This window comes from Paenarthrobacter sp. NPDC058040, from assembly GCF_042885775.1.
GTDB lineage: Bacteria > Actinomycetota > Actinomycetes > Actinomycetales > Micrococcaceae > Arthrobacter.
In genome coordinates this window covers 67,352-80,095 of the sequence record NZ_JBHVRN010000011.1, presented here as the reverse complement: position 1 = coordinate 80,095, position 12,744 = coordinate 67,352, and the positions used below count along the sequence as shown (strand labels likewise).

11 protein-coding genes are annotated in these 12,744 nt (G+C 63.6%); all 11 read left to right on the top strand.

What is annotated here, in order from left to right:
• Positions 1 to 47: 47 nt before the first annotated feature.
• Positions 48 to 1,436 carry a putative Ig domain-containing protein gene (locus ACFVSJ_RS16360; protein WP_387437984.1) on the top strand — a complete coding sequence of 463 codons (1,389 nt, stop codon included), beginning with the start codon at positions 48 to 50 and terminating at the stop codon, positions 1,434 to 1,436.
• Positions 1,437 to 1,459: 23 nt separating this feature from the next.
• Complete coding sequence (locus ACFVSJ_RS16355) at positions 1,460 to 2,149, top strand: hypothetical protein (protein WP_387437983.1); 690 nt, start codon at positions 1,460 to 1,462, stop codon at positions 2,147 to 2,149.
• Positions 2,150 to 2,414: 265 nt separating this feature from the next.
• A complete protein-coding gene (sucC, locus tag ACFVSJ_RS16350) occupies positions 2,415 to 3,584 on the top strand; it encodes an ADP-forming succinate--CoA ligase subunit beta (protein ID WP_387437982.1) in 1,170 nt (389 codons plus the stop codon).
• A 12-nt stretch (positions 3,585 to 3,596) separates the two neighbouring features.
• Positions 3,597 to 4,499: a succinate--CoA ligase subunit alpha gene (sucD, locus tag ACFVSJ_RS16345; RefSeq protein ID WP_387437981.1), complete on the top strand. Its 903-nt coding sequence runs from the start codon at positions 3,597 to 3,599 to the stop codon at positions 4,497 to 4,499.
• Positions 4,500 to 4,673: 174 nt separating this feature from the next.
• Positions 4,674 to 5,078 (top strand): tautomerase family protein, encoded by a 405-nt coding sequence (locus ACFVSJ_RS16340; RefSeq protein WP_387437980.1) that lies wholly within the window; start codon positions 4,674 to 4,676, stop codon positions 5,076 to 5,078.
• Between the two features lie 163 nt (positions 5,079 to 5,241).
• On the top strand, positions 5,242 to 6,264 hold the full coding sequence (gene iolC / locus ACFVSJ_RS16335; RefSeq protein WP_387437979.1) for a 5-dehydro-2-deoxygluconokinase: 1,023 nt from the start codon (positions 5,242 to 5,244) through the stop codon (positions 6,262 to 6,264).
• Positions 6,261 to 7,217: a deoxyribose-phosphate aldolase gene (locus ACFVSJ_RS16330; RefSeq protein ID WP_387437978.1), complete on the top strand. Its 957-nt coding sequence runs from the start codon at positions 6,261 to 6,263 to the stop codon at positions 7,215 to 7,217. Before iolC ends, ACFVSJ_RS16330 begins: the two co-directional genes overlap by 4 nt.
• A 6-nt stretch (positions 7,218 to 7,223) precedes the next feature.
• The gene (gene iolD / locus ACFVSJ_RS16325) at positions 7,224 to 9,173 is read left to right on the top strand and encodes a 3D-(3,5/4)-trihydroxycyclohexane-1,2-dione acylhydrolase (decyclizing) (RefSeq protein ID WP_387437977.1); all 1,950 of its coding nucleotides are present in this window, start codon (positions 7,224 to 7,226) and stop codon (positions 9,171 to 9,173) included.
• Positions 9,174 to 9,225: 52 nt separating this feature from the next.
• A complete protein-coding gene (locus ACFVSJ_RS16320; protein ID WP_387437976.1) occupies positions 9,226 to 10,737 on the top strand; it encodes a CoA-acylating methylmalonate-semialdehyde dehydrogenase in 1,512 nt (503 codons plus the stop codon).
• 27 nt (positions 10,738 to 10,764) lie between these two features.
• A complete protein-coding gene (locus tag ACFVSJ_RS16315; protein ID WP_387437975.1) occupies positions 10,765 to 11,682 on the top strand; it encodes a sugar phosphate isomerase/epimerase family protein in 918 nt (305 codons plus the stop codon).
• 42 nt (positions 11,683 to 11,724) lie between these two features.
• Positions 11,725 to 12,738 carry a Gfo/Idh/MocA family protein gene (locus tag ACFVSJ_RS16310; protein ID WP_387437974.1) on the top strand — a complete coding sequence of 338 codons (1,014 nt, stop codon included), beginning with the start codon at positions 11,725 to 11,727 and terminating at the stop codon, positions 12,736 to 12,738.
• Positions 12,739 to 12,744 lie beyond the last annotated feature (6 nt).

Sequence of the window (12,744 nt, the reverse complement as noted above, 5' to 3'; positions counted from 1 at the left end):
AGGGCGCTGCGCTTGGGGGTTTCGCATTCTTTTGGGGGAGGACGCGCATGGGCGCCATGCTTGGGGAACGTGGATTTGTCGGCAAAATGGGGAGGCTGGTCCTGGCTGCGGCCTTGGCCGGTGGACTGGCACTGCAGCTGGCCTCTCCCGGCGTCGCAGCCAGCGAGCCCGCGCCGGAACCGACCGTCACTGAGCCGGGATCAGCATCCACCCCCGTCATCCCGTCGCCTGAACCCACCGCCACCGAAGCGGCACCAGAATCCACCCCCGCGCCGCCCGAAGCCGTTCCGACGGAAGTGGTGCCACTTCCGGAGACGCCCCACCCCGACAATGCGGCAGAAGCAGCAGAGCCCATCACCGTGTCACCCACCAGATTGCGCGCGTTTGAGGGCATAAGCTTCGAAGCGTCGGTGACGATTTCAGGAGGGAGCGCTCCGTACACGGCGTCAGCGGACAACGTCCCGGAAGGCCTGTCTTTCGATCCGGCAACTCTGTCGTTCTCGGGTACGCCCACCAATTCAGGGTCCCTGGTGACCATATCGGTGACTGATTCTTCGCAACCTCAGCAGACGGTGGAGACGTACGTTTACATCGACGTCGCTACTTACTGGGAACCCTCGGTGTACCCGGCTTATGGTGAGTTGCCACCCGGATATGCGGGCTTTCCTGACGGGGTGGTGGGAAGGCAGTACGAGGTTGCACTCGGCTACACCGGATCCGACCTTGAGAACACCACGGTTTCACTGCTTTCAGGTCAGCTCCCGCCCGGCCTGAACTTGGCACCGGAAAGGGTTCACAGCGTGCCCACGTCGGCTGGCACCTACAACTTCACGCTCAGGGTCCAGGACCGGTACGGCTTCAGGGATATGACGTTCACCATCATTGTTCATGCGCTGGGCATGGAGACGGCAGGATATCCCGTGCCACAGGCAGTCCTCGGCGAGCCTTACTCCGCCAAGATCGCATCGGCCAGTGGCGGCGTGGCGCCCTATGTATTTGGGTATGCGACGCAGCGCCACTTTGCCGGCGGCCTCAGCTCAAGTGACCCTGGGCCGGACGGGCTGTACATTGACGCAAATGGGTACCTTTCCGGCATACCAACCCTGGCCGGTACCTTCCGGATCCGCGTGTACGTCCGCGACGGCGACGCCTTGACGCAGGACATTTTCTGGACCACTGTGACCGTCCTCGAAACCCGGCCACCCGCCGTCGAGCAGCCGCCCGTAACGCAACCGCCGGCCGCTGGCGGAGCAGCTCCGGCAGCGGTGCTGCCGGCAGGCGGGGTGCAGCCGGCGTCGTACGGTGAACTGGCGGCGACCGGCCTGCAAGCCGGAACCCTCAACGCGCTCCTATGGACTGCCGGAGGTCTCCTTGCGGCCGGCTCGCTGATCGCCGTTGCAGCCCATCGCCGCTGGAGGCATGGCAGGGCCGCCTGAAGCACCACGGCATAATTGGTGCCATGCGACGGACTGTATTGGGGATTCTTGCCGCCTTGCTCTTGGTATCAAGCACGGCTTGTTCGTTCTCCACCAAGGACCCCAACTACGTTCCCCCGGCGCCGCTGCCTCCACTGGAACAGCTCAGGCAGGTGCCAGTCACGGAACAGACCTCGCTCGCCGCGGGCGATGACGTGACGGCGTTCGTGACCCCTGACCGGAACATCGTGTGTTCCATGACATCGTCGAGGGGCGGCCACCTCAACCTGCCCTACGAGCCCAACACGTACTCGGACGCAGCCAACAACAAGTTCGCCGTGGTCCCTGTTGTGCACTGCGAGCTCGCCGCGTATGCCAAGCCGGCAGCCGATGACATTGCCGACGATTGCGCCGCCACCGGCCTGGGATATCTGGGCGGAACGGTGCTGTTGTCGCCGGACAAGGCCGTCTATGGCTCGTGTCGATCCGGCGTAACACAAATGGAGTCCGAGTATGGGCCGAAAGGGACGCGGAACGGTCCTGTCTCCAAGCTTCGCGAACTGGCCGATGGCCAGAACATTGAACGCAACGGACTGCGGTGCTCCGCGTACAACGACGGCGTTGCCTGCGGAAACGTCTCAGGGGGTGTGGCCTTCTTCGTCAGCCGCGAGGGCTACCAGTTGATTTCCGACGGCGGGAAGACCGTCCGTGGGAACTTGAAGGAGGCGTCCTGATCGCCAGCATGCGCGCCGCCGCGGGCCAAAAAACCGCGCAATCCTGCGGTTTTTCTACGTCCGATAGAAGTGTAAGCTTACTCACTTAACCGGTACTGTGGGAGTGGCGGGACTCCTCAAAGGACTAAAGTTCCGAGAGGAACTTACGCAATGTGACCGGGTATGAACCCTGGTTGTCTACCGCGTACTCTCCGCAGCTGGCTATTCGCGGTCATCGCGGTTCCGGCTGGACAGAAACTACTTCGACGTAGAAGGACACTAAACCGTGGACCTGTTTGAATATCAGGCGCGCGATATGTTCGAAGCGCACGGTGTACCCGTGCTCGCCGGCATCGTGGCGCACACTCCTGAAGAAGCGAAGGCAGCTGCTGAAAAGATCGGCGGCGTTACTGTCGTAAAGGCACAGGTTAAGGTTGGTGGCCGCGGCAAGGCTGGCGGCGTCAAGGTTGCCAAGTCTGCTGACGAGGCACTTGAGCACTCCACCAACATCCTGGGCATGGACATCAAGGGCCACACCGTCAACAAGGTGATGATCGCCCAGGGTGCGGACATCGCCGAGGAATTCTACTTCTCGGTCCTCCTGGACCGCGCCAACCGCAACTACCTGGCCATGTGCTCGGTTGAAGGCGGCATGGAAATCGAGCAGCTGGCCGTTGAGCGTCCCGAGGCCTTGGCCAAGATCGCCATCGACCCCGCTGTAGGCATCGACCAGGCCAAGGCTGACGAGATCGTCGCAGCTGCCGGCTTCGCTGAGGAACTGCGCGGCAAAGTCGCCGATGTCATTCTGAAGCTCTGGGACGTCTTCAAGAAGGAAGACGCAACCCTGGTTGAGGTCAACCCCTTGGTCCGCACGGGCGCAGGCGACATCGTTGCCCTCGACGGCAAGGTCTCCCTGGACGAAAATGCCGACTTCCGCCACGTGCACCACGGTGCGCTGGAAGACAAGGACGCAGCTGACCCGCTTGAGGCCAAGGCAAAGGCGCAGGACCTCAACTACGTGAAGCTGGACGGCGAAGTTGGCATCATCGGCAATGGCGCCGGTCTTGTGATGTCCACCCTCGACGTCGTTGCCTACGCCGGCGAGAACCACGGCAACGTGAAGCCCGCCAACTTCCTTGACATCGGTGGTGGAGCTTCCGCCGAGGTCATGGCCAACGGCCTGGACGTCATCCTTGGCGACTCCCAGGTCAAGAGCGTCTTCGTGAACGTCTTCGGCGGCATCACCGCTTGTGACGCAGTCGCCAAGGGCATCGTCGGTGCACTGGCAGAGCTCGGTACCTCCGCAAACAAGCCGCTGGTTGTTCGCCTCGACGGCAACAACGTCGAAGAGGGCCGCCGCATCCTGACCGAGGCCAACCACCCGCTGGTTACCCTGGCCGCCACCATGGACGAGGGCGCCGACAAGGCCGCCGAGCTCGCCAACGCCGCTAAGTAAAGGGACGCGACAATGTCTATCTACCTCAACAAAGACTCCAAGGTCATCGTTCAGGGCATCACCGGCGGCGAAGGCACCAAGCACACTGCCCTGATGCTCAAGGCTGGCACCAACATTGTTGGTGGCGTCAACGCCCGTAAGGCCGGCACCACGGTCCTGCACGGCGACAAGGAAATCAATGTCTTCGGCACCGTCAAGGAAGCCATCGCTGAAACCGGCGCAGACGTCTCCATCGTCTTCGTTCCGCCGGCATTCACCAAGGACGCCGTGGTTGAAGCCATCGAAGCCGAAATCGGCCTCGTTGTTGTGATCACCGAAGGCGTGCCGGTCCAGGACTCCGCTGAATTCTGGGCCCTCGCACAGTCCAAGGTTGACGCTGAAGGCAAGCAGATCACCCGTATCATCGGACCGAACTGCCCCGGCATCATCACTCCGGGCGAGGCCCTGGTTGGCATCACCCCGGCAAACATCACGGGCAAGGGCCCCATCGGCCTCGTGTCCAAGTCCGGTACCTTGACCTACCAGATGATGTACGAACTCCGCGACCTCGGCTTCTCCACCGCGATCGGTATCGGTGGCGACCCCATCATCGGCACCACGCACATCGACGCCCTGGCTGCGTTCGAAGCCGACCCGGAGACCAAGGCAATCGTCATGATCGGCGAAATCGGTGGCGACGCTGAAGAGCGCGCAGCCGACTTCATCAAGGCCAACGTCACCAAGCCGGTTGTTGGCTACGTTGCCGGCTTCACAGCTCCTGAGGGCAAGACCATGGGCCACGCAGGCGCCATCGTGTCCGGCTCCGCAGGCACGGCCCAGGCCAAGAAGGAAGCCCTCGAAGCTGCAGGCGTGAAGGTCGGCAAGACGCCGTCCGAGACCGCTACGCTGCTGCGCGAGGTTTTCGCAGCGCTCTAGGTTTTTCAAACAACGCTCGACGGCGGCCCGGTACCTTCCCCGCGGAAGGTGCCGGGCCGCCGTCGTACTTTAAGCATGTCAGTCCCGTCGGGAGCTTCCGGCGGGACTTTGCTGTATCCAGAATCGCGCAAGTTTGTTAGTATGTTAGGACAAAGTGCTTGGAAAGGATCCGCAATGCCTCTTGTTCGCATCGACGTCAACCAAGGCCGCTCGCCCGAGGATTTGGCCGCCATCAGCCGGACCATCCACGACGCCATCCTGAACGAATATGGAATCCCGGAGCGGGACTACTTCCACATCCTCACCGAGCATCCGCAGGGGCAGATTGTTGCCCAGGATGCCGGACTGGGTTTTGAGCGGAGTTCCGCGGTGGTGATGATCCAGATCTTCACGCAGGGTGGACGCAGCCAAGTGGCCAAGAGTTCGCTGTTTGAGGCCATCGGCTCCGGCTTGGCCGACGCTGGGATTGCCGGTGAGGACGTCTTCATCGGGTACGTGGAGAACACTGCAAGTGACTGGTCCTTCGGCTTCGGACGCAGCCAATATGTCACGGGCGAGTTGGCTGTTCCGAGCAAGTGAAACGTGGAGTGTGTCACGTTGTAAATATGTCAGTACAAACCTTTGACAGGACATTAAATCTGGTGCAAAGTAGTCATGTGGCCCCGCTCACTGAGGGGTAGCAAGGCATTGGGGCCCAGCGCTCAAAGGTTCAGAGTTCATAAGAGAAAGGTCCACGAGTACCGTGACCCACGAACTGCTCACGATCGGGCGCATCAGCGTTGATATCTACCCGAACGACATTGGAGTCGACCTGGAGGACGTGACGTCCTTCGGCAAGTACCTCGGAGGCTCGCCGTCGAATGTGGCCGTTGCCGCCGCCCGCCATGGCCGCCGCACAGGTGTGATTACCCGGACCGGCGATGATCCTTTCGGCAGCTTCCTGCACCGCGAACTGCGCAAGTTCAACGTGGACGATTCCTTCGTCTCGCCCGCGCCGGGACAAACGCCGGCCACTTTCTGTGCGATCAAGCCGGCCACGGACGAGTTCCCGCTGTACTTCTACGGCCGTTTCCCCACAGCCCCGGACCTGCAGATCAAGGCCGAGGAACTGGATCTGGACGCCATCAAGAACGCCGGGATCTTCTGGTCCACCGTGACCGGCCTGTGCCAGGAGCCGTCCCGCAGCGCACACATCGCGGCGCATGAGGCCCGCCCACGTACCGGGCTGAAGCCGGGGCAGTTCACCATCCTGGACCTGGACTACCGGCCCATGTTCTGGGCTTCGGAAGAGGAAGCCCGCGCCGAGGTGGCCAAGGTCCTGCCGCACGTGACGGTCGCGATCGGCAATGACAAGGAATGCGCGGTGGCTGTGGGGGAGGGGACCCCTGATGAGCAGGCGGACCGCCTCCTGGCCGCCGGGGTGGAGATCGCCGTCGTCAAGCTTGGACCCGAAGGTGTGATGGCGAAGACTCGCACCGAGCGCGTAGTTTCTGCTCCCGTTCCGGTGGAGACGGTCAACGGACTGGGCGCCGGTGACTCCTTTGGTGGAGCCTTCGTGCACGGACTGCTTTCCGGTTGGCCGCTGTCGGAGGTTCTCGACTACGCGAACGCCTCGGGTGCGATTGTCGCCTCGCGCTTGTCCTGCGCCGATGCGATGCCGACGCCGGATGAGGTCACCTCGCTGCTGGCTGAGCGTGGCCGTCCCGTCCCTGGCGCTCCTGCCACCCGCGCAGCCGTCCCCGTCGAAGAAGGAGCAGTGCGTTGAGCATCAACGATGACCCCCGCCGCTACGAACACTTGAGCCGTATCCGATTGGAGGACCCGGAGGCCGTTGCCCGCGCAGCCGCCACCCGCCGTCGTCATCCTGGCCTGAAGCACGGCGTGCAGAACTTCATCGTCGCCGCCGACCACCCGGCCCGTGGCGCCCTCTCCGTCGGCACCGATCCGATGGCCATGGCCGATCGCCGGGACCTGCTGGACAGGCTCCAGATCGCCCTGGCCAATCCTGCGGTGGATGGCATCCTGGCCTCCCCGGACATCATGGACGACCTGCTGCTCCTCGGAGCCTTGGAGGGCAAACTCGTGTTCGGTTCCATGAACCGTGGCGGACTCGCCGGCCTGGTGAACGAGTTCGATGACCGCTTCACGGGTCACACCGCTGCCGCTCTTGAAGCCTTGGGTGCTGATGGTGGCAAGATGCTCACCCGTATATGCCTGGGCGACCCGGACACGGTGGCCACTCTCGAGGCAACCGCGAAGGCCATCGATTCCCTGGCCGAGCGGAAGCTCATCGCCATGGTGGAGCCCTTCCTGTCCGTCCGTGACGCCAGCGGCAAGGTCCGCAACGACCTCCGTGCCGACGCCGTGATCAAGTCCGTCGGCATCGCCGAGGGCCTCGGATCCACGAGTGCTTACACCTGGATGAAGCTTCCCGTGGTGGCCGAGATGGAACGGGTCATGGCTTCCACCACCCTGCCCACGGTGCTGCTGGGCGGGGACCCGGACGGCAGCCAGGACGAAGTGTTCGCTTCCTGGCAAGCAGCCCTGGCCCTCCCGGGCGTGCAGGGCCTCACCGTTGGGCGCACGCTGCTTTACCCGCACGACGGCGACGTGGCAGGTGCCGTAGCGACGGCCGCCTCGCTGCTGAACAACGCGTCGCCCGCTGCCGCGGCCGGGCACATCTCGTCAGACCGTATTCCCGTGAAAGTATCGGAGTAGCTACCAATGGGATCCGTAACCCGTCGGATGACTGTGGCGCAGGCCGTGGTCGAGTTCTTGTCCAAGCAGTACACCGTTGATTCGGTTAATGGTGTGGAGTTCCGTGAGCGCCTGATTCCGGGCACGTTCGGTATCTTCGGTCACGGCAATGTGGCAGGTGTGGGCCAGGCGTTGAAGCAGTACCAGGCCGCTGATCCCACGATCATGCCGTATTACCAGGGCCGGAACGAGCAGGCCCAGGTGCATCAGGCCGTGGGGTATGCCCGGCACACGCGCCGCCGCCAGACCTTCGCGATCAGCACCTCGATCGGGCCGGGTTCCTCGAACCTGCTGACCGGTGCTGCGTTGGCCACCACCAACCGCCTCCCGGTGTTGCTGCTGCCTTCGGATACGTTCGCGACCCGTGCCGCTGACCCGGTGCTGCAGCAGTTGGAGTTGCCGTATGCGTATGACATCACGGTCAATGATGCGTTCCGGCCGTTGTCCAAGTTCTTTGACCGGGTCTCCCGCCCGGAGCAGTTGTTCTCCGCGTTCCATCACGGCCTGCGTGTTCTGACGGACCCGGCCGAAACCGGTGCGGTGACGATTTCGCTGCCGCAGGATGTCCAGGCCGAGGCGTTCGAGGTCCCGGAGGAGTTCCTGGCCGAGCGTGAGTGGCGGATCCGCCGCCCGGAGGCCGAGGATGATGACATCCGCCGCGCCGTCGAGGCCATCCGGGCTGCGAAGCGGCCGCTGGTCATCGCTGGCGGTGGCGTGCTCTACGCCTACGCGAATGATGAGTTGGCGAAGTTCGCGGAGTTGACCGGCATTCCGGTGGGCAACACGCAGGCCGGTGTTGGTGTGTTGCCGTGGGACCACCAGCACTCCTTGGGTGCGATCGGGTCCACGGGCACGACGGCGGCGAACGCCATCGCTGCCGAGGCGGACCTGATCATCGGTATCGGAACCCGCTACGAGGACTTCACCACGGCGTCCCGGACCGCGTTCCAGAACCCTGACGTGAAGTTCGTGAACATCAACGTCGCCGCGATCGATGCCTACAAGCACGGCACGCACCTGCCGATCGTGGCCGATGCGCGCAAGGCCCTGGTCAAGCTGAACCAGGCCCTGGGCGGCTACCGCGTCGGAGCTGACCTCGAAGAAAAGGTCGCCGCCGAGAAGCAGCGCTGGAACGGCATTGTGGATGAGGCCTTCGAGACCCGTTACACGCCGTTGCCGGCGCAGAACGAGATTATCGGTGCCACGAACAAGGCCATGGACGCCCAGGACGTGGTGATCTGCGCAGCCGGTTCGCTGCCCGGTGACCTGCACAAGATGTGGCGTGTCCGTGACCCCTTCGGTTACCACGTCGAATACGCGTACTCCTGCATGGGTTATGAAATCCCCGGTGGGCTGGGCGTGAAGCGCGCCGCGCTGGCCGAGGCCGCGGCAGGCGGTCCGGAACGCGACGTCGTGGTGATGGTCGGGGACGGCTCGTACCTGATGATGCACACCGAACTGGTCACCGCCGTCGCCGAACGCATCAAACTGATCGTGGTCCTGATCCAGAACCACGGCTACGCCTCCATCGGATCCCTGTCCGAATCCCTCGGGTCACAGCGTTTCGGTACCCAGTACCGGGTACTGGACAAGGAACAGCACTCCTTCGACGCCGGCGAGAACCTGCCCATCGATTTGGCCACCAATGCCGAATCGTTGGGTGCGAAGGTCATCCGGATCGAACCGGGCGAGAAGGTCATCGCCGAACTCGAACAGGCCATCCGCGACGCGAAAGCAGCTTCGGAGGAGACCGGACCGATCGTGATCCACGTCGAGTCCGACCCGCTCTTGGACGCACCGTCCTCCGAGTCTTGGTGGGACGTGCCGGTCTCGCAGGTCTCCGAACTGGAATCCACGCAACAGGCCTTCAAGACCTACACCGACCACAAGAACCGCCAGCGCAAACTGCTCGGCTAAGCAACCCCGCACACTTCAGCCCTGACAGCTCTACCGACAAGGAAGTCCACACATGTCGACGACGACCACTTTGACCACTATCAACCATTTCATCAACGGTGCCGAAACCACGGGCGAGGGCGACCGCACGCAGCCGGTCTACAACCCCGCGACCGGGCAGGTCACCGCCGAGCTGCGCCTGGCGAACGAGAACGACCTGAACACCACCGTGGCCGCTGCCCGCAAAGCCGCTGATTCCTGGGGTGATATTTCCCTGGCAAAGCGCACCGCGGTCCTGTTCAAATTCCGTGAGCTCGTCGCAGCGCACGTGGACGAACTGGCCGAGTTGATCACGGCCGAGCACGGCAAGGTCCTCTCCGATGCCAAGGGCGAGATCGGCCGCGGCTTGGAAGTGATCGAGTTCGCCTGCGGCATCCCGTCGCTGCTCAAGGGGGACTACTCGGACCAGGTCTCCACCGGCATCGACGTGTTCTCCTTCCGCGAACCCCTCGGTGTGGTGGCCGGTATCACCCCGTTCAACTTCCCCGTCATGGTGCCGTTGTGGATGGCCCCGATGGCGATCGCCACGGGCAACGCGTTCATCCTCAAACCCTCCGAACGTGACCCGTCCCCGTCTCTGCTGCTCGCCAAGCTCTGGAAGGACGCCGGCCTGCCGGATGGTGTGTTCCAGGTCCTGCACGGCGGCAAGGAAACCGTCGACGGCCTCCTGACCCACCCGGACGTGGACGGTATCAGCTTCGTGGGGTCCACCCCGATCGCGCAGTACGTCCACGAAACCGCTACCAAGCACGGCAAGAGGGTCCAGGCCCTGGGTGGGGCGAAGAACCACGCGATCGTGCTGCCGGACGCTGACCTGGACAACGCCGCGGACCACCTCGCCGCTGCCGCGTTCGGTTCCGCGGGTGAGCGGTGCATGGCGATCTCCGTTGCCGTGGCCGTCGGGGACGCCGCCGATTTGTTGGTGAAGAAGGTCGAAGAACGTGCCCTGGCCGTGAAGGTCACCAACGGCACCGAGCCCGGCGCCGAGATGGGTCCGGTGATCACCCCGGCCTCGAAGGAACGCATCCTGAAGATCGTCACCGAAGCAGAGCAAGCTGGTGCTGCCATGGTCGTGGACGGCCGCGACCTCGTCGTCCCGGGCCACGAAGAAGGCTTCTGGGTAGGCCCCACCGTGATCGACCACGTCAAGACCGAAATGAGCGCCTACCAGGAAGAGATCTTCGGGCCCGTCCTGGTCGTCGTCCGGGTCGACACCCTGGAAGAGGGCATCGCGCTGATCAACTCCAACCCCTACGGCAACGGCACCGCGATCTTCACCTCCTCCGGCGCCGCGGCACGGAAGTTCCAGCGCTCGGTCACCGTGGGCATGATCGGCATCAACGTCCCCCTGCCCGTCCCGGTGGCCTACCACTCCTTCGGCGGCTGGAAAGCCTCCCTCTTCGGCGACAAGCACATCTACGGCCCCGAAGGCGTTTCCTTCTACACCCGCGGCAAAGTCATCACCTCCCGCTGGCCCGAAACCCACCACGCCTCCGGCGCCTCCTACAACTTCCCCTCCAACTGAACCGCTGCAGAGAAAGACAACGCTGTCATGACTGACGTCGAGAACAAGCTCATCATTGGCACCGCCCCCGATTCCTGGGGTGTCTGGTTTCCGGATGACCCCAAGCAGACACCGTGGGAACGTTTCCTGGACGAAGTTGCCGAGTCCGGTTACAAGTGGATCGAACTGGGACCCTACGGCTACTTGCCGAACGATCCCACCCGCCTCGCTGAGGAACTGAAGCAACGCGATCTGCAGGTCACCGCCGGAACGGTCTTCACCGCTTTCCACCGCGGCGCCAAGCAATACGACGAAGCGTGGGAGCCGGCGCGCAAGGTCGCTGAATTGACCGCGGCCATGGGCGGCGAGCACATCGTCGTCATCCCGGCCATGTGGCGGGACGACGTCACCGGTGAGGCCGTGGAGAACGGCGAGCTGACCGACGAGCAGTGGGCTGACCTCTTCGCGGGCCACAACCGCATGGGCAAGGTGCTCCTGGAGGACTTCGGCCTGCACCAGCAGTTCCACTCCCACGCGGACTCGCACGTCGGAGCCCAGAAGGACATTGAAACCCTGCTGGCCGCCACGGATCCGGAGTACCTGAACCTTTGCCTGGACACCGGCCACGCCGAATACTGCGGAGCCTCCAGCCTTGAGCTCATCAAGAACTACCCGGACCGCATCGGCTACCTGCACCTGAAGCAGATCAACCCCGAGGTCCTGGCCGAGGTCAACGAGAAGAACATGACCTGGGCAGCCGCCAACCTGGCTGGCGTCATGACCGAACCGCCGAATGGCCTCCCGGACCTGCGTGCAGTCATCGAAGCAGTCGAAGGGCTGAACAAGCCGATTTTCGGCATCGTGGAGCAGGACATGTATCCGGTTGCTTTCGATGTGCCGATGCCCATTGCGAAGCGCACCCGCAACTACCTGCTCTCTTGCGGCTCCCGGACCCGCGTCCAGTAGCAGCGACCCGTAGCCAACCACACTCACCAAAGGATAGAAACAGTGACTAACACTCTCCGCGTTGCCGTCATCGGCGCAGGCCGCATGGGTGCGGACCACATCAAGCGCCTCAGCACGCGCATCCACGGCGCTGAAGTGGCCGCCGTCGTCGACGTCGACCTGGCCCGTGCGCAAGCCGCCATCGAAGGCATTGACGGTGCGGTGGCCCTGGCCAGCGCCGACGAGGCCCTCAACAACGGCGACGTCAACGCCGTGCTGATCGCTACGCCCGGTTTCCTTCACGAGGAGATCCTCTACAAGGCGTTGGAGAAGGACTTCCCCATCCTGTGCGAAAAGCCGCTGACCCCGGACGCCGAGAGCGCCTGGAAGGTTGTCCAGGCGGAGCGGGCCTTGGGTCACAAGCGTATCCAGGTGGGGTTCATGCGCCGTTTCGACGCCGAATACTCGGCTCTGGGTTCCATCATCCGCAACAGCGAATTGGGGGAGCTGTTGATGCTGCACCACCAGCACCGGAACCCCACAACGCCCGAGGGCTTTACGAACGAGATGCTGATCAACGACTCCGTGGTCCACGAGTTCGACGCGATCCGTTTTTTCACGGGTGAGGAAATCACGTCCGTTCAGGTCCGCCTGGGCAAGGCAACGCGCAACGCCCCGAACGGCCAGCACGATCCGCAGCACGTCCTCATCGAGACCGAATCCGGTGTGCTGGCCGACGTCGAAATCTACGTCAACGCCAAGTTCGGCTACCAGGTGGCCACGCAGGCGTCCTTCGAAGACGGCATCGTGAGCATCGGCGGTGACAGCGGTCCGTATGTACAGTCCGCGGGCAAGTGGGGCGGCAACGTCACCCCCGGTTTCGAGGACCGTTTTGGTGCCGCTTACGACGTCGAGGTGCAGGCTTGGGTTGACGCGGCACTTCGCGGCGACATCGGCGGCCCGACGGCTTGGGACGGCTACGCCACCGCGGCCTGCTGCGAGGCCGGCGTCGAGGCTCAGAAGTCGGGCGAGAAGGTCAAGGTGCAGCTCAACACCAAGCCGGACCTTTACAAGTAGGGGACT

What these genes read in the sequence shown, in the direction of transcription:
- ACFVSJ_RS16355 (WP_387437983.1), top strand. Translation starts at nt 1,460, where the DNA reads ATGCGACGGACTGTATTGGGGATTCTTGCCGCCTTGCTCTTGGTATCA.
- ACFVSJ_RS16360 (WP_387437984.1), top strand. Translation starts at nt 48, where the DNA reads ATGGGCGCCATGCTTGGGGAACGTGGATTTGTCGGCAAAATGGGGAGG.
- ACFVSJ_RS16340 (WP_387437980.1), top strand. Translation starts at nt 4,674, where the DNA reads ATGCCTCTTGTTCGCATCGACGTCAACCAAGGCCGCTCGCCCGAGGAT.
- ACFVSJ_RS16315 (WP_387437975.1), top strand. Translation starts at nt 10,765, where the DNA reads ATGACTGACGTCGAGAACAAGCTCATCATTGGCACCGCCCCCGATTCC.
- ACFVSJ_RS16320 (WP_387437976.1), top strand. Translation starts at nt 9,226, where the DNA reads ATGTCGACGACGACCACTTTGACCACTATCAACCATTTCATCAACGGT.
- iolD (WP_387437977.1), top strand. Translation starts at nt 7,224, where the DNA reads ATGGGATCCGTAACCCGTCGGATGACTGTGGCGCAGGCCGTGGTCGAG.
- sucD (WP_387437981.1), top strand. Translation starts at nt 3,597, where the DNA reads ATGTCTATCTACCTCAACAAAGACTCCAAGGTCATCGTTCAGGGCATC.